Here is a 15,933-nt window from a genome sequence, read left to right on the forward strand (position 1 = left end):
ACTTTCATGCCACCAAACCCGACTTGGCATAAGCATCAGGGAGACCGCATCATGTCTGACACCCGCCGCTCGACCATCGACACCAAAGAGGTGGAACGTTTTTCCGCCATGGCTGCACAATGGTGGGATCCAAACGGAAAATTCCGCCCGCTGCATAAATTCAACCCGGTGCGCCTTGCCTATCTCCGCGACCAGATCACAGCCCGCTTCGGACGCAATGCGCATGAGGCCCGGCCTTTTGAGGGCCTGCGCATCCTCGACATTGGCTGCGGCGGTGGGCTTTTATGCGAACCGATGGCACGACTGGGGGCCGAAATTGTCGGGGCTGACGCCTCCGCCACCAATATCGAGGTGGCAAAACTTCATGCGGCCGAGCAGGGTCTTTCCATCGACTATCGCGCCACCACCGCCGAGGCGCTGGCCGAGGCTGGTGAAACATTCGACATCGTGCTCAACATGGAAGTGGTGGAGCATGTTGCCGATATTGGCCTGTTCATCGACAAATGCAGCGAAATGGTCCGGCCAGGCGGCATCATGTTTGTCGCCACCATCAACCGCACGCTCAAGGCGTTGGGGCTGGCAATAATCGGTGCTGAATATATTTTGCGCTGGCTGCCGCGCGGCACCCACCAGTTTGAAAAACTGGTGCGGCCACAAGAGCTGGAAAACGCGCTCACCCATGCGGGCCTGAATATCATTGATCGCACCGGCGTCGTCTATCATCCGCTGGCCGATCGCTGGCAGCTCTCACATGATATGGATGTCAACTATATGCTGCTTGCTGAAAAGCCAGACCGGAATTGAACAAATAAATCAGTTCTGATCTTCGGGGAATGTCGGCAGCGGCATGAAGTCGATGCCGTCATCAGCCAGATTCCGAGCCTCTTCCAGTGTGGCCTCGCCATAAATGCCGCGCTGGTCAGCTTCACCAAAATGAATTTTTCGAGCTTCTTCGGCGAATTTATCGCCCACATAATCGGCATTCTCGCGCACTTTTGCAGCCATCGCCTTCATGGCCTCCAGCGCCTGCTTTTGGGCCTCATCTCTGGCAAGTGCTATTTTTTCCTTTTTCTGCAAGGTGGAGATCGCCGGCGCCATCAGCCCCTTGTCAACTTTTGACGAGCCGCAGGACGGACATTCAATGAAGCCGCGTTTTTGTTGCGCTTCAAAATCTTCACTGCTGCGAAACCACGCCTCAAATTCATGGTGTTGCTCACAGACAAGAGAAAAGCGAATCAAGGCTCCACCCTTTCGGCTTTTTCACTGGCTTTAACCAGCGTAAATTCCCGTGAATTCTTCAGATTGGGGATTTTTCCACGCGCCAGCGCCGATTGAGCCGGATCGATTTCCGCCACGATCACCCCCGGCTGATCATGATCGGCTTGCGCCAGAATACGGCCCCATGGATCAACAATCAGCGAATGGCCATAGGTTTCACGCCCGTCTTCATGCAGCCCCCCTTGCGCGGCCGCAATGACAAAGGCCCCGTTCTCAATAGCGCGCGCCCGCAACAAAACATGCCAATGCGCCTCGCCGGTCTGGCGCGTAAAAGCAGCCGGAACGGTCAGCACCTGCGCGCCTGCCAGCGATTCAGCCCGAAAAAGCTGCGGAAAGCGCAGATCATAACAGATCGCCATGCCGAATTTCACACCATCGATTTCGGCAATAACGGCCTGCGATCCCGGCTCATAACCGTCAGATTCGCGCCAGCTTTCGCCATGATCCAGATCGACATCAAACATGTGGATCTTGTCATAAATTGCCAGAATTTCTCCCTTTGGAGAAAATACAAGAGCCCTGTTCGCGACTTTGCCATCCGGGCGGCGGATGGCTGTCGAGCCGATATGCAAGAAAATACCAAGCTCTGCCGCCAGCCGACGCGCAGCCTTTACAATCACATCACGATCTTCAGAAACAAACAAAGCATCGCGTGTTTGTTTTTCGCGGACCATGGCCCCGGTCATTTCAGGTGTCTGCACATAGGTTGCGCCCTTGGCGGCAGCCTCACGCACCAAAATCTCCATATCGGCTGCATTACGCTCCGGGCTTTCCCCCGAGCGCATCTGCACGGCTGCAACCTTGAACACACCCATCTGCATCACCCTTGTCCTGTCAAATCATATCAGGCGATCTGGCCTAAAAGCGCATCGAGCCTGCCTGCCGCCTCCAGCGCATAAAGATCGTCACAGCCGCCAATATGTGTGTCGCCAATGAATATTTGCGGAAATGTTGTGCGCCCATTGGCGCGTGTCATCATTTCCTGGCGCAGTTCCGGCGAAAATGAAGCATCATGCTCCGTATAGGCCACATCCTTGCTGTCCAGCAGCCGCTTGGCAGCGGTGCAATAGCTGCACATAGCCCGCGTATAGATGGTTACATCAACCATGGGTCATTCAAATCCTGTCTGTTCATCAGCCTATATAAGGTCAGTTGTCTCAGGCTGAAAGTCCCCTGCGTCGGCATCGGCAAGCACGCGGGCAAAGGTCAACACATCAACCGCGCCAGCGCCTGCCCTCTTCAAGGTCAAAGCAACCGCCCTGACCGTTGCGCCTGTGGTGTAGACATCATCAACCAGCAAGACGCGCCGCCCGCCAATCCTCAGCCTTTCCGGCTTGCCAACCTGAAAAGCACCGCGCAAATTGTCCTGCCGTTCGCGCAGTTTCAACCCCACTTGTGGCCGGGTCTGGCGCTGACGGCGCACGATGGAGGGTTCAAACGGCCGCTCCGCCAGTTTTGCCAGCGCCCGCGCCAGTTCGGCGGACTGGTTGAACCGACGCTTGAAAAAGCGCTGCCAATAAAGCGGCACAGGCACAATCATGTCAGCCTCAGCCAGCAATTCACGCCCCGCACGCGCCATCCAGACAGCCATCCATGGGGCAAGATCGGTGCGGTCATGATATTTCAGGCCGCGCACCATGTCACAGGCCACGCCATGATAGGAAACGGCAGACCGGCAGCGCTCGAAAGGGGGCGGATCGGCAAGGGCTTCTCCACATAAAAACTCCTCCCCCATCTCATGCGCAAAAGGGGTGCCCATGACCGGGCACCAGGGCCGTTCCAGAAAGCGCAGTCTGGGCCAGCATTGCGCACAAAGCACTCCGGGCTGGCTGACATGGCGACGGCACCCTGCACAGACCGGCGGAAACAGGATCTGTGCCGACCATTCAAGCATGATCTTCTCAAACCCCTTGATCTCCCCCTCCCGATCAGCCACCTGTTGAGCAATTGGCAAATGTAGCAAGAAAACCGGAAATGGAACACGCCGTGCACAAGCTGTTCGACACAAACCTGTGGCTGGCCCATAAATATCGCGCTCTGACCAGAAAGGCCGCAGGCGGTGATTTCCTGATGCAGCGGGTCGCCAGCGATCTCAACGAGCGGCTTTCTTCTGTCGGGCGCAGTTTTAACAAGGCAGCCACGCTGTTTTGTCAGACACCAGCAGCAGCAGAGACCATCGCGCAAACCGGCAAGGCCGGGCAGATTTTGCAAGTAGAATGTGATGCTGCGTTTTTCACAAATGAAAAAACCCTGCTGACACCTTTTGAAACCCTACCTTTCGAGCCTCAAAGCCTTGATCTTGTTGTATCCTTGCTGTCGATGCAGGCTATGAACGACATTCCGGGCCTGCTGGCCCAGACAAGGCGGGCACTGCGCCCGGACGGCCTGTTTCTGGCGGCTATGGCAGGGGCGGGAACGCTTGCCGAATTGCGCGAAAGCCTGATGGCTGCCGAGACCGAGCTTTATGGCGGCATCAGCCCGCGTGTCAGCCCCTTTGTCGATGTGCGCGACGCTGGCGCCCTGCTGCAGCGCGCCGGGCTTGCATTGCCTGTGGCCGATGTCGAGACCATGAGTGTGCGCTATGATCATCTTTTTGCGCTGATGGCCGACCTGCGCGCTATGGGAGAAACCAACATATTGGCTTCGCGCTCGCGCAAGCCCGTCAGCCGCGCCTTTTTCAGCCGCGCTGCCGAAATCTATGCCGAGCGTTTTTCAGACCCGGACGGGCGCATCCGGGCAAGTTTCCAGATTGTGTGGCTGTCCGGCTGGGCCCCTGACCCTTCACAGCAAAAGCCTTTGAGGCCCGGCAGTGCAAAAATGTCTCTGGCTGAAGCGCTCAAACATTCAGGCAATCAATGATCTTTTTGGCCGCATGATCTTAGAAAAACTGCAGGCTTTTCGGATAAGATCATGCGGCCAGAAAAAGAAATTAAAGCCTTTTTGGCACCTTACTGAACCGAACCGACCAGAACCTGCTGATCATGCTGGATTGAAACCCAGCGCCCTGTGTGGTTCGATGCCTGCCGCTTGAGAAAATGATAGCCGGTTTTTTCCCAGGAACGCACATCGTCACGCAAATTGTCGAGTACAAAATCACCGGCACTGGTGCGCACCGTCAGCACGGCATGGCCCTCGCCGTCAGGCTTGCGCACCACAGTAATGAGCAAGTCCGACAAGGGAACGCCCATGGCATGCAATTGCCGACGCTTTTCCAGCACATAATCCTCGCAATCACCGACGCCATTGACCGGATAGGCCCAGACCTCTTCCTTGCCGTAAATTTCAAGATCGCTCATCGGGGTAACAGCGGCGTTGACGCTGGCCGAGATTTTTATCAGCGCCTCCCACAATTCAGCCGTCATGCTGACCGGAGCGCGTCTGGCTGAGCGCACAGAACATTCTGCACGATTTCCCTGACAAAATTCATAATGCCCAATCGGCTGCGAGGTAACACCTCCCGTCATCATCGGCCCGGCAAAGGCGGCGGAGCTCGCCATCATCGCGATCAATGCCACTATAGCCCTGCTTGTCCTGACCCAGATCAGGCGCAACCGCATCGAAATGGAGAGCATATCCCCGTCATCCCTGTTTGTTAACGAAATGTTAACGATGATTTACACTTCGTGTCAATCAAGGGAGAAGGGTGTTTCCAATTATGGTTACCGAGCGCGGTTAATCTGCAACAGAGGTCGGTTTCTAGAGCGCCGTGCGTCCTGTCGGACGCACAAAGGACGCTCTAACTCTTTGAATGAGAATCGGAATTATCCAAAAACCGATTCCACTTCTTGGTCCGATGCTCTAACGATTTTTTGCAATAAATTCAATGATGCGCGGTGCAATCTCAGCGCGAAAGCGCGAACCGTTGAACATGCCATAATGGCCAACACGCGGCTGCATGTGATGGGCGCGCTTTTCCTGCCCCAGATTGACGCACAGATCATGCGCCGCCTGTGTCTGGCCAAGCCCGGAAATATCGTCGTTTTCCCCCTCGACAGTCATCAACGCCACATGGCGAATGGCGCCGGGGTCAACAAGCGCGCCCTGATAGCGCAATTTGCCCTTGGGCAAGGCATGGTTGATAAACACCTCTTCCACCGTCTGGAGATAAAATTCGGCGGCCAGATCCATCACGGCCAGATATTCATCGTAAAACGCCCGATGTTTTTCGGCACTGTCCCCGTCTCCTTTGACGAGTTGCTCAAAAAAATTCTTGTGAGCAATAAGGTGGCGGTCAAGATTCATGGTCATGAAGCCCGACAATTGCAAAAAGCCCGGATAGACCTTGCGCCCGAAACCGGGAGCAGGCCAGGGCACATCCATCAAGACCGTGTCTTTAAACCAGTCCAGCCCTTTTTCTTCCGCCAAAACATTGACAGCCGTCGGGCTGCGGCGGGTATCGATCGGCCCGCCCATCAGCGTCATGGAGGCAGGCGCCAGCTGGTCATCTTGCTGCTCCATCACCGCCACAGCCGCCAGAACCGGCACCGAAGGCTGACAAACGGCCATCACATGGGTGTCAGGCCCCAGAAAATGCAGCATCTCGATGACATAGGTAATATAATCATCGAGATCGAAGCCCCCTTCACTGACCGGCACCATGCGTGCATCAATCCAGTCTGTAATATAGACATCTGCATGCGGCAGCATGGTTTCCACCGTACCACGCAGCAGCGTGGCATAGTGGCCCGACATGGGTGCAACCATCAGGATTTTGGGATCAGAACCGTGCTGGACCGGCAGGTTGCGCTTGAAATGCAGCAGATTGCAAAAGGGGCGCGACCAGACCACATTTTCTGTCACGTCAACACGGTTCTGATCTATCGTAGTTTCATGAATTGAAAATTCCGGCCTGCCATAATGGCGGGTGGTGCGTTCAAACAATTCACTCGTTGCCGCCAGCGAACGACCAAACAAGGTTGTTGAAAGCGGATTGCAAGGATTTGAGTAGAAAGACCGCATTGCCGTTGCAAAAGCCCGTGCAGGCTGCAAGGCGGCATGGTTCAATTCATAAAACTGATAATACATTTAGGGTCAGGACCTGTAAAAACGGCAGCGCCGGACCGCTAACCTGTGAAAGGGCAAAGTTAGCAATAAATTGCGGCAGCGCAACATATTATCCTGATTTTCTGTACATCCGGGGCAATTTCACCCATCATCCGGCGTTCTGGACGCTTTGCACATTGCCCCCTATAAGCACCACTCATTCTCAAAAGCCGTGAAAGGCAGCCCATGACCGGCCCGGATCACATCATCCCAGCCAGAGCGCCGTCTGACGGTCTCGACATAACCTTGTTTGCACGGCCATGGGTGTTCATCCGCGGCGTTCCCGCCATGAAATTCCTGCCGCCGGAAGGCCCGCCCGAAATTGCTTTTGCCGGGCGTTCCAATGTCGGAAAATCTTCTCTCATCAACGCATTGGTGAACAAAAAAGGGCTGGCGCGCACCTCCAACACGCCAGGTCGCACTCAGGAACTCAATTATTTTGTCCCGGACGGGTTTTCAGGCGCACAAGGTGATCTGCCGCCGATGGCGCTGGTTGACATGCCCGGCTACGGCTATGCACAGGCACCCAAAACACAGGTCGATCAATGGACAAAACTTGTCTTTGACTATCTGAAAGGGCGCGTGACCTTAAAGCGCGTCTATGTGCTGATCGACGCCCGCCACGGCATCAAGACCAATGATGAAAATGTCTTGTCCCTGCTCGACAAGGCAGCCGTCTCCTATCAGATCGTGCTGACCAAAACGGACAAGATCAAAGCTGCCGGTGTCGAGCGGCTGATTGAAGAAACGCTTGCAAAAATCCGGCGCCGCCCTGCCGCCTTTCCGTTCGTTCTGGCGACATCTTCCGAAAAAAGCGAAGGGCTGGATGAGTTGCGCGCCGCCATTATCCTCGCCACACAAGGAAAATAAGCCCGTAAAGCGTGTCGCAATCTTTCAGATTCATGCGACCCGCTTTAATGAACCGCCTCAGCCATCTTGCTGCTGTTGGAATTCCACATGGCTATGACCTCATCGGCCAGCCCGCCAAGCGCCACCAAAATGGCAAGCGCAATCAGCGCGGCGATAAGGCCATATTCAATGGCGGCACTGCCCTTTTGATTATCGCAGAAAAGCCGGACCTGTCCCACCACCAGCAAATCTCCCTTTGAACAAGAGATGCTAATGGAGGAGAATTAAGGAAGGTCAACGCAACAGGCTTAACAATTGGTAAGTTCAGCACGCACCGCTTCTTGCCCCGTTTGCACGAATAAGGCAGGCAGAAGCCGGTGTTGGCTGCAAGACACTGCGCCGTAGCGTATAAGTATCACCACGCGCTACAGATCCGGTACTCATGAAATCAATCCCGGCGGGCGCAGCATCAGACCATTGCTGTGAGCCGTATTGCTCCAGAAGGGAGACTGCAAACAAGCAAAGCACGATCACCGTCACGCCAAGTGCAAGCGTTATCTTCAACATCCCCATGCCGGGCCGCATGGCCGTGCCGCCGCCGCGGCGGCCACCAAAACGCCAATCACCGTCAGGTTTCAATTTCGCCCCCGAAATCACGCGCCTCGTCAGATCGGAAAAGATCCAAGGCTGACATGAGTTTTTCACGCTATGGTTAATGTGAGGCTAATAAAACCAATCGCTATAAAAGATCGATCAGAAAGGGGATCAGCGGCGCGTCCGCAGGCGGCATGGGATAATCGCGCATCTGGCGTGGCCGCACCCATTTCAGGGCCTGCGCCTCTTGCGGGCGCGGCGTGCCGGTAAAGCGGCGGCAGACATAAAGCATCATCAAAAGGTGAAAATCTTCATAGCTGTGGCTGGCAAAAGTCAGCGGCGCAAGACAAGGTATCTGTGTTTCAATGCCCAGTTCCTCGCGCAGTTCACGCACCAGACATTCTTCCGGTGTTTCACCCGGCTCCACCTTTCCGCCAGGAAATTCCCACAGACCGGCAAGCTGTTTGCCCTGTGGGCGCTGGGCAAGCAGAACCCTCCCATCCGCATCAACAAGCGCACAGGCGCTGACCAGCAAAAGACGCTTGTTCGTCACCCGTCAAGCTCCTGACAATGGTGGTGGACGCCGATAATGATAGCGATAGACTTCGGTAAAACCCAATGAGCGATACAAAGCCAGCGCGGGCTCATTGGCGGCCTCCACCTGCAACCAGGCCTGCCCTGCTCCGCGCAGGCGCGCCCATTTCAATGCCGATAAAAGCAGCTTGCGGCCATGGCCCTGCCGACGTTCTGCCGCATGGGTGATAACTTCAAAAAGCCCGACCAGATCGCTGTCATGCACACAGATCATGGTTGCCAGCGGCTCGCCCGCACGTTCCATGGCAAACAGCCCGGTTGGCGGTTCAATCGCCCCAATCAGCTCAGAAAGCCCCGCACGCAATGAAGCATCCGCCCCCTGAACCTTCAGGGAAGCAGATACAAACCGGCCAATATCCTTAAGCGGTATCTGGTCAATCGCACCTTCAATCTGCGCCTGCGCCAGGGGCAGGTGCATGACCAGCGATTCATCGAAACGGGTCCAGCCCTGCTGATCAAACCAGCTTGACAATTCCGGGCCAGCCAGCGGCGAGACCCGAAACGTCAATGGCCGCCCATAGGAATAAAACCGCCGGGCGGCGCGCTCCACCCGCTCGGCAATATTAGCCACATCGCCCCGGTCCAGCGGATTGACCGAGTTGAGCCGCTTGGCCGGATGGCCAGCGGTCAGCCGGATCGCCCATGTTCCGTCATAATGAACCGCTGCTGCTGGCCATGCACGAAAACCCGCAGCCTCATAGCGGCGCACTGCAGCCAGTTGCTCACCTGGAAAGGACAACACACTCAGCTCCGGTAATCTCCGTTGATAGCGACATATTCCTTGGTCAGATCGCAGGTCCAGACAGTTGCCTTGCCGCGTCCGATGCCAAGATCGGCACGGATGACGATCTCGTCACGCGTCATATAGGCAGAAATTGCCTCTTCCGAATAAGATGGATCACGCTCGCCCTCATGCGCCAGACGATGATCGCCAAACCAGATCGACAGGCGATCACGATCAGCCGGTTCACCCGCCTTGCCAACCGCCATGACAACACGGCCCCAATTGGCATCCTCACCGGCCACAGCTGTCTTGACCAGCGGCGAATTGGCGATGGAAAGCGCAACACGTTTGGCTGAGCGCGATGATTTTGCGCCTTCCACCCTGATTTCAATCTGCTTGCGCGCGCCTTCTCCATCGCGCACCACCTGCAAGGCCAGTGATTTCAGGATTTTGTCCAGTGCCCGTTTGAAGGATGAAAGGCGCGGGTCTTTCACATCGCTGATAACAGGCGCACCGCGCTTTGCCGCAGCACCGGTTGCAAATAAAAGCAATGTGTCACTGGTTGACGTATCGGAATCAACCGTCACCGCATTGAAGGTTTTGCCCGTCCCTTTGGCAAGCAATGCCTGTAAAACAGGAGCGGCAATCGGCGCATCGGTGGCGATGAAGGACAGCATGGTCGCCATATCGGGTGCGATCATCCCCGCCCCCTTGGCAATGCCGTTGATGGTCACATCCACATCACCCAGCTTCGCCGTTACGGTGGCTATCTTGTGGTAGGTGTCGGTGGTCATGATGGCGCAGGCGGCCTCTGCCCACTTGTCGGGCTGCGCCTCTTTCACCAGCCCCTCCAGAAGGTGACTGAATATGCCCGCATCCAGCGGCTCGCCAATCACCCCGGTGGACGCCAGAAACACGTCCCCCTCACTGCAGGCGGCTGCCTTTGCCGCTGCCTTTCCGGTAGCAGAAGTTGCCGCGCGCCCCTTCTGGCCGGTAAAGGCATTGGCATTGCCTGAATTGACCACCAGCACCCGCGCCTTGCCGGCAGGCAGGTTCTGGCGGCAGAAATCAACCGGCGCTGATGGACATAAGGAGCGGGTAAACACCCCGGCCACAGAAGTATCGGGGTCAAAAACCATGACCAGAAGATCCGTCCGGCCCTTATATTTGATGCCCGCCTCAGCGGTTGCCATACGCACCCCCTCAATGGCTGGCATTTTGGGGTAGGTCTTGGGCGCAAGCGGGGAAATGGCGGTGGACATGGAGCCTCGACACTCAGGAGAATGGATATGACAGGATTTGCCTCATAGCGCGTCATCACGCAAGATATTTGAGGGCGTCCATAAAACAAAGGCCGACGCGAACGCCGGCCTTTTTCACTCTCGACAGCAAAAAATGCTTATTGGCTACCGTCAGCGCTTTCCACGGCCTTTTTCAGCTCAGCGTCGGGAATTTCCACCTTGGCGTCGGCACGGGCCTGTTTGACCAGCGCAAAATACTTGTCCCGGATCACAAGCGGCCTGATCTGCTCCTTGACCAGATCAAATGCTGGCGGCTGCCTGACGCGCTTGTCCTCAACCTTGATGATGTGCCAGCCAAACTGGCTCTGCACCGGCTCCTTGCCATAACTGCCAACATCAATCTCAAAGGCGGCTTTCTCAAATTCCGGCACCATCTGGCCGGGACCGAAATAGCCAAGATCACCGCCGCTGGTCTTGCCGCTCGGATCGGTGGTGTTTTCATTGGCCAGCTTTTCAAAATCGCCGCCCTTGTCGAGGTCCTGCACGATCTTGTCAGCCTCTTCTTTGGTTTTCACCAGAATGTGGCGGGCATGAACTTCGTTAACCGGCGGCGCAGAAGCAATTTCTGCATCATAGCGGGCGCGGATTTCATCATCGGTGATCTTGCCCACCACTTCCTTTTCAACAAGCTCGCCATGCAAGGCACGCTGCTGCAAAAACGCTGCACGGCGCTGGAAATCCTCGTCCTTGTCGAGGCCGTCTGCAATGGCCTTGCCCGACAAGACCTTGACTTCAATCGCTGCCGAAAGGGCAGCCGCACGGCGCTGCTCTTGTGGTAATTGCGCAAATTGCTGAGCCAGTTCGTTTTGCGTCAATTCCAGATCGGCTTCGGTGATCGGCTGGCCGTCAACTGTTGCCACCACAGCCTGCGGATCGACCGGTGCGGGCGCCTCGGTTGCTGTCTGTGCAGCCGCTTCCTGTGCCTGGGCAACAAGTGGCGCCACTGCCAGGGCAGAAAGGCTGACGGCAAGCCCCAGGCTGGCAAGTGTGATACGGCGATAAGAAAAAGGCATGAAAAAAACTCCGGTGGAGATTGAAAAACGGCTCAAGCGCTTTCAGGAACTTGTGAATGTGGCGGAATTCCGCGTCATCATGAAAAAGATCGCGCCGTTGACATCGTTGATGGTGACTCTTATCTGTCCCACGAGTTTGCGTCCATAACCGTTTTCATGACGATTTATGGTATTCCCCGTGCGCAAAGGCGGCTAAGACGGGCAATCCGGCTTGTGCCGCACGACTTAAGATTGCAATCGAAAGGGCCATTTCATGGTCAGTCTCGGCGGTCTCGCCCGTAAGATTTTTGGGTCGTCAAACGACCGGCGCATTAAATCGTTCAGAACCAGAACAGCCGCAATAGCTGCGCTGGAGGAGGAACTCAAGGCCCTCTCCGACGAGCAGTTGAAGGCGCGCACGGACCAGTTCCGCAAGCAACTTGCCGAAGGCGCCACCCTCGATGACCTTCTGGTGCCTGCTTTCGCCACGGTGCGCGAAGCATCGCGGCGCGTGCTTGGCATGCGCCCCTTCGACGTGCAGATGATTGGCGGCATGGTGCTCAACAATGGCGGCATCGCCGAAATGCGCACCGGCGAAGGCAAGACACTGGTCGCCACCTTGCCAACCTATCTCAATGCACTTTCCGGCAAGGGCGTGCATGTCGTCACCGTCAATGATTATCTGGCCTCGCGCGACGCCAACTGGATGGGCAGGCTGCATCGCTTTCTTGGCCTGAGCGTCGGCATTATTGTCCACGGCCTTTCCGATGAGGAACGGCGCGCAGCCTATGCCTGCGACATCACCTACGCCACCAATAATGAACTCGGCTTCGACTATCTGCGCGACAACATGAAATATGAACGCGCCCAGATGGTGCAGCGGGGCCACAATTACGCCATCGTCGACGAGGTGGATTCCATCCTCATCGATGAGGCGCGCACCCCCCTCATCATCTCCGGTCCACTTGAAGACCGTTCGGAGATGTACAACACCGTCGATACTTTCATCATCCAGCTCAAGCCGGAGGATTATGAGGTTGACGAGAAGCAGAAGACCGCCATTTTCACCGAAGACGGCACCGAAAAGCTGGAAAATCTGCTGCGGGCTGCCGATCTGCTGAAAGGCGACGGGCTTTATGACGTTGAAAACGTCGCCATGGTCCATCACGTCAACAATGCGCTCAAAGCCCACCGCCTGTTCCAGCGCGACAAGGACTATATTGTGCGTGATGGCGAAATCGTCATCATTGACGAATTTACCGGCCGCATGATGCCCGGTCGCCGTTTTTCGGAAGGTCTGCATCAGGCGCTGGAAGCCAAGGAACATGTCCAGATCCAGCCGGAAAACCAGACACTGGCCTCCGTCACCTTCCAGAATTACTTCCGCATGTATGAAAAACTGTCAGGCATGACCGGAACGGCACTGACTGAAGCCGAAGAATTTGGCAGCATTTACGGGCTGGAAGTGACTGAAATCCCGACCAATCTGCCGGTGCAGCGCATCGACGAGGATGATGAGGTTTACCGCACCGTCGAAGAGAAATTCCAGGCGATCGTTGCGGAAATCAAGCAGGCGCGCGCCAAGAATCAGCCCATTCTGGTTGGCACAACCTCCATTGAAAAATCCGAAGATCTGGCAAAGCGCCTTCAAAAGGAAGGCCTGAAAGACTTCGAGATCCTTAACGCCCGCCACCATGAGCGCGAAGCCTCTATCGTTGCTCAGGCCGGCAAGCCCGGCGCCGTCACCATCGCCACCAATATGGCGGGCCGCGGCACCGACATTCAGCTTGGCGGCAATGCCGATATGCGTATTGAAGAAGAGCTGGGCGACATGCCTGCCGGGCCTGAGCGCGAGGCGCTTGAAAAAGCCATCCGCGAGGATGTCGCCAAGCTCAAGGAACAGGCGCTGGCGGCTGGCGGTCTTTATGTGCTGGCCACCGAACGCCACGAATCACGGCGCATCGACAATCAGTTGCGCGGTCGTTCCGGCCGTCAGGGCGACCCCGGCCGCTCCAAATTCTACCTGTCGCTTCAAGATGATCTGATGCGCATCTTCGGCTCCGAGCGCATGGACAGCATGCTCCAGAAACTCGGCCTGAAGGAAGGCGAGGCGATCATCCATCCCTGGATCAACAAGGCTCTGGAAAAAGCCCAGACCAAGGTGGAAGCCCGCAACTACGACATCCGCAAGAACCTGCTGAAATATGACGACGTTTCCAACGATCAGCGCAAGGTGGTGTTTGAACAGCGCCTCGAACTCATGGATGGCGAGGGTCTGGGTGAAACCATTGCTGAAATGCGCGAGGGCGTGATTGAGGAAATCGTCAACAAGGCAATTCCCGAAAACGCCTATCCCGAACAGTGGGATCTGCCCGGTCTCAAGGCTGAAATTGCGCAACATCTCAATCTCGACCTGCCCGTCGAGGCATGGGCAGCCGAAGAAGGCATTGCCGAGGAAGACATTCGCCAGCGTCTTACCGATGCCGCCAATGCCGCCGCCAGCGATCGCGCCGAGCGCTTCGGCCCTGAGGTGATGAATTATGTCGAGCGTTCTGTTGTCTTGCAGACGCTCGACCATCTGTGGCGTGAGCACATCGTCAATCTGGATCATTTGCGCTCGGTCGTCGGTTTCCGTGGCTATGCCCAGCGCGATCCGTTGCAGGAATATAAGGGCGAGGCTTTTGAGCTGTTCCAGGCCATGCTCGGCAATCTCCGGCAGGCGGTTACCGCACAGTTGATGCGCGTGGAACTGGTTCGCCAGGCCGCAGACGCCCCGCCGCCACAGGCTCCCGAATCCCATGGCCAGCATATTGATGCGGCCACCGGCGAAGATAATTCTGGTGATGCAGCCATGCTCGTGCATGCTGAAACCAGCACCATCGTCGCGCCGGAAAACCGCAATCCCGCTGACCCGTCCACATGGGGCAAGATCAGCCGCAACGAGGCCTGTCCTTGCGGTTCAGGCAAGAAATACAAGCATTGCCACGGTTCATTTGCTTAGAGCATCGGACCAAAAAGTGAAATCAGTTTTTGGATGATTCCGATGCTCATTCAAAGAGTTAGAGCGTCCTTTGTGCGTCCGACAGGACGCACGGCGCTCTAAAACAAGAGCTTAGAGCATTTCATCCGTTTTTTGTGAAAACAAGAAATGCTCTAAGATCATGGTTCCAGTTCGACATCCCAATAGAGAAAATCCATCCAGCTTTCATGCAAATGGTTTGGCGGAAAACGCCTGCCATTATTGTGCAGTTCCTGAACGCTCGGACGTCGCGGCTTTTGCCGGGGCCACATTTTGGCCTGTGACGGCAACATGCCGCCTTTGCGCAAATTGCAGGACGAACAGGCAGCCACGATATTTTCCCAGGTTGTCATGCCACCGCGACACCGTGGAATCAGATGATCGAAAGTCAGGTCTTCTGTCGCATTGCAATACTGACAGCAAAAACGGTCACGCAAAAACACGTTAAAGCGCGTAAAAACCGGATAGCGCGACGGTTTCACATAGGTTTTGAGACTGATCACACTTGGCAGCTTCATCGAAAAGCCGGGCGACGAAATAAGCTGATCATATTCGGCGACAATGTTTACACGCTCAAGGAACACCGCCTTGACCGTATCCTGCCACGACCATAGCGAAAGCGGATAATAGCTGAGCGGACGATAATCCGCATTCAGCACCAGTGCAGGAAGCCCACCCACAGATACGGCAACCGTCACGTGACCCAACCTCCTTGCCTGTTTGCGTCAGATTAGAGCGCCGTGCGTCCAATCGGACGCACAAAGGACGCTCTAACACTTTGAATGAGCATCGGAATAATCCGAAAACCGATTCCACTTTTCGGTCCGATGCTCTAAGGACAATAATGTATGCCTCATGACAGGCATGTGAAGCGTATTTTTATAGTTTCACGCTGGCGGAGCCGCTTCGCGCCCCTTCCACTCACGATAATAGGCCCAGAACAGCCGGGCAGCGACACCCCGCCATGGACGCCATGCTTCGGCTATTTTCAAAAGCGCTTTTTCATCAGGGCGTGGCTCAATGGAAAAAGCGTGCCCGACAGCACTTTGCAAGGCGACATCACGCGCCGGAAAAATGTCGGGGTGGCCCGCACAAAACAGCAGGTAACAATCCGCCGTCCATGTGCCGATACCGGAAATTTCTGTTAGTTGCCGGTGCGCGAATGCCGCATCAGGCACGCATAACCCATCAAGATCAAGCCCATCCATCACCGCCTGCGCCGTCGCCAGCAGGCTGCGCTGCTTGGGGCGCGACAGGCCAGCCTGACGAAACACGGTCTCGTCAGCGTTTAAAACAGCTTGCGGGGTAAGCGGATTTAACAATGCGGTCAGCCGGGCGAATATGGCATCGGCACTGGCGCGTGACACCTGCTGCGACACCAGAATGGACGCAAGACTGGCAAAGCCGGGTTCCGATAAACGCAGCCGAACCTCGCCTGCCTTTTGCCTGACCGCCAAAAGCCGGGGATCGAGGCAGCACAATTCTGCCAGGCCCAGAGCAATGTGATCTTCTGTTTCAATCCGTTGCATATGATGTCAG

General features: G+C 56.0%; 19 protein-coding genes. 5 read left to right on the plus strand and 14 right to left on the minus strand.

Annotated features, from left to right (window positions below; translation table 11 throughout):
• The first annotated feature begins 51 nt into the window (after nucleotides 1-51).
• Nucleotides 52-804, plus strand: coding sequence for a bifunctional 2-polyprenyl-6-hydroxyphenol methylase/3-demethylubiquinol 3-O-methyltransferase UbiG (ubiG, locus tag ACFPLB_RS14640; protein ID WP_378230939.1), 753 nt, complete (start codon nucleotides 52-54; stop codon nucleotides 802-804).
• 9 nt (nucleotides 805-813) lie between these two features.
• Here ubiG and ACFPLB_RS14645 read toward each other — a convergent pair whose 3' ends face one another.
• From ACFPLB_RS14645 to ACFPLB_RS14660, 4 genes are read right to left on the minus strand one after another with little or no spacing between them, the layout of a single operon-like run.
• Nucleotides 814-1,239 (minus strand): DUF1178 family protein, encoded by a 426-nt coding sequence (locus ACFPLB_RS14645; protein WP_378230941.1) that lies wholly within the window; start codon nucleotides 1,237-1,239, stop codon nucleotides 814-816.
• Nucleotides 1,236-2,093, minus strand: a complete 858-nt coding sequence (locus tag ACFPLB_RS14650; protein WP_378231404.1) for a carbon-nitrogen hydrolase family protein — start codon at nucleotides 2,091-2,093, stop codon at nucleotides 1,236-1,238. The genes ACFPLB_RS14645 and ACFPLB_RS14650 overlap by 4 nt, the downstream gene beginning before the upstream one ends.
• A gap of 29 nt (nucleotides 2,094-2,122) precedes the next feature.
• The gene (grxC, locus tag ACFPLB_RS14655; RefSeq protein WP_378230943.1) at nucleotides 2,123-2,386 is read right to left on the minus strand and encodes a glutaredoxin 3; all 264 of its coding nucleotides are present in this window, start codon (nucleotides 2,384-2,386) and stop codon (nucleotides 2,123-2,125) included.
• A gap of 30 nt (nucleotides 2,387-2,416) precedes the next feature.
• On the minus strand, nucleotides 2,417-3,172 hold the full coding sequence (locus ACFPLB_RS14660; protein ID WP_378230945.1) for a double zinc ribbon domain-containing protein: 756 nt from the start codon (nucleotides 3,170-3,172) through the stop codon (nucleotides 2,417-2,419).
• Between the two features lie 80 nt (nucleotides 3,173-3,252).
• On the opposite strand from ACFPLB_RS14660, the gene ACFPLB_RS14665 reads away from it, so the two are divergent.
• On the plus strand, nucleotides 3,253-4,137 hold the full coding sequence (locus ACFPLB_RS14665) for a class I SAM-dependent methyltransferase (RefSeq protein ID WP_378230948.1): 885 nt from the start codon (nucleotides 3,253-3,255) through the stop codon (nucleotides 4,135-4,137).
• 89 nt (nucleotides 4,138-4,226) lie between these two features.
• Here the strand turns inward: ACFPLB_RS14665 and ACFPLB_RS14670 are convergent, their stop codons facing one another.
• Nucleotides 4,227-4,850, minus strand: a complete 624-nt coding sequence (locus ACFPLB_RS14670; protein ID WP_378230949.1) for a transglutaminase-like cysteine peptidase — start codon at nucleotides 4,848-4,850, stop codon at nucleotides 4,227-4,229.
• A 226-nt stretch (nucleotides 4,851-5,076) separates the two neighbouring features.
• On the minus strand, nucleotides 5,077-6,303 hold the full coding sequence (locus ACFPLB_RS14675) for a polyhydroxyalkanoate depolymerase (protein ID WP_378230951.1): 1,227 nt from the start codon (nucleotides 6,301-6,303) through the stop codon (nucleotides 5,077-5,079).
• 204 nt (nucleotides 6,304-6,507) lie between these two features.
• Here ACFPLB_RS14675 and yihA point away from each other — a divergent pair, with 204 nt between their 5' ends.
• Nucleotides 6,508-7,191, plus strand: coding sequence for a ribosome biogenesis GTP-binding protein YihA/YsxC (yihA, locus tag ACFPLB_RS14680; RefSeq protein ID WP_378230953.1), 684 nt, complete (start codon nucleotides 6,508-6,510; stop codon nucleotides 7,189-7,191).
• A gap of 44 nt (nucleotides 7,192-7,235) precedes the next feature.
• Here the strand turns inward: yihA and ACFPLB_RS14685 are convergent, their stop codons facing one another.
• The 6 genes from ACFPLB_RS14685 to ACFPLB_RS14710 all read right to left on the minus strand — a co-directional run bounded on the left by ACFPLB_RS14685 (nucleotide 7,236) and on the right by ACFPLB_RS14710 (nucleotide 11,396).
• Nucleotides 7,236-7,412 carry a Flp family type IVb pilin gene (locus ACFPLB_RS14685; protein ID WP_378230955.1) on the minus strand — a complete coding sequence of 59 codons (177 nt, stop codon included), beginning with the start codon at nucleotides 7,410-7,412 and terminating at the stop codon, nucleotides 7,236-7,238.
• Nucleotides 7,413-7,494: 82 nt separating this feature from the next.
• Nucleotides 7,495-7,809 (minus strand): hypothetical protein, encoded by a 315-nt coding sequence (locus ACFPLB_RS14690; protein WP_378230958.1) that lies wholly within the window; start codon nucleotides 7,807-7,809, stop codon nucleotides 7,495-7,497.
• Between the two features lie 100 nt (nucleotides 7,810-7,909).
• Nucleotides 7,910-8,317, minus strand: a complete 408-nt coding sequence (gene mutT / locus ACFPLB_RS14695) for an 8-oxo-dGTP diphosphatase MutT (RefSeq protein ID WP_378230961.1) — start codon at nucleotides 8,315-8,317, stop codon at nucleotides 7,910-7,912.
• Between the two features lie 3 nt (nucleotides 8,318-8,320).
• Nucleotides 8,321-9,100, minus strand: a complete 780-nt coding sequence (locus tag ACFPLB_RS14700; RefSeq protein ID WP_378230964.1) for a GNAT family N-acetyltransferase — start codon at nucleotides 9,098-9,100, stop codon at nucleotides 8,321-8,323.
• Between the two features lie 2 nt (nucleotides 9,101-9,102).
• Nucleotides 9,103-10,344, minus strand: coding sequence for a bifunctional glutamate N-acetyltransferase/amino-acid acetyltransferase ArgJ (gene argJ, locus ACFPLB_RS14705; RefSeq protein WP_378230965.1), 1,242 nt, complete (start codon nucleotides 10,342-10,344; stop codon nucleotides 9,103-9,105).
• Nucleotides 10,345-10,481: 137 nt separating this feature from the next.
• Complete coding sequence (locus ACFPLB_RS14710; RefSeq protein WP_378230967.1) at nucleotides 10,482-11,396, minus strand: peptidylprolyl isomerase; 915 nt, start codon at nucleotides 11,394-11,396, stop codon at nucleotides 10,482-10,484.
• On the opposite strand from ACFPLB_RS14710, the gene ACFPLB_RS14715 reads away from it, so the two are divergent.
• Together ACFPLB_RS14715 and secA are read left to right on the plus strand one after the other, a co-directional pair.
• A complete protein-coding gene (locus tag ACFPLB_RS14715; protein ID WP_378230969.1) occupies nucleotides 11,395-11,544 on the plus strand; it encodes a hypothetical protein in 150 nt (49 codons plus the stop codon). The two genes, ACFPLB_RS14710 and ACFPLB_RS14715, sit on opposite strands and share 2 nt — an antisense overlap.
• A gap of 105 nt (nucleotides 11,545-11,649) precedes the next feature.
• Nucleotides 11,650-14,376 (plus strand): preprotein translocase subunit SecA, encoded by a 2,727-nt coding sequence (secA, locus tag ACFPLB_RS14720; protein ID WP_378230972.1) that lies wholly within the window; start codon nucleotides 11,650-11,652, stop codon nucleotides 14,374-14,376.
• A 158-nt stretch (nucleotides 14,377-14,534) separates the two neighbouring features.
• Here the strand turns inward: secA and ACFPLB_RS14725 are convergent, their stop codons facing one another.
• Both ACFPLB_RS14725 and ACFPLB_RS14730 read right to left on the minus strand, forming a co-directional pair.
• Complete coding sequence (locus ACFPLB_RS14725) at nucleotides 14,535-15,092, minus strand: HNH endonuclease (protein ID WP_378230974.1); 558 nt, start codon at nucleotides 15,090-15,092, stop codon at nucleotides 14,535-14,537.
• A gap of 189 nt (nucleotides 15,093-15,281) precedes the next feature.
• Nucleotides 15,282-15,923: a DNA-3-methyladenine glycosylase family protein gene (locus ACFPLB_RS14730; protein ID WP_378230977.1), complete on the minus strand. Its 642-nt coding sequence runs from the start codon at nucleotides 15,921-15,923 to the stop codon at nucleotides 15,282-15,284.
• Between the last annotated feature and the right edge of the window lie 10 nt (nucleotides 15,924-15,933).

It is taken from the genome of Aquamicrobium segne, from assembly GCF_042656785.1.
Taxonomy (GTDB): Bacteria; Pseudomonadota; Alphaproteobacteria; order Rhizobiales; family Rhizobiaceae; genus Mesorhizobium; species Mesorhizobium segne.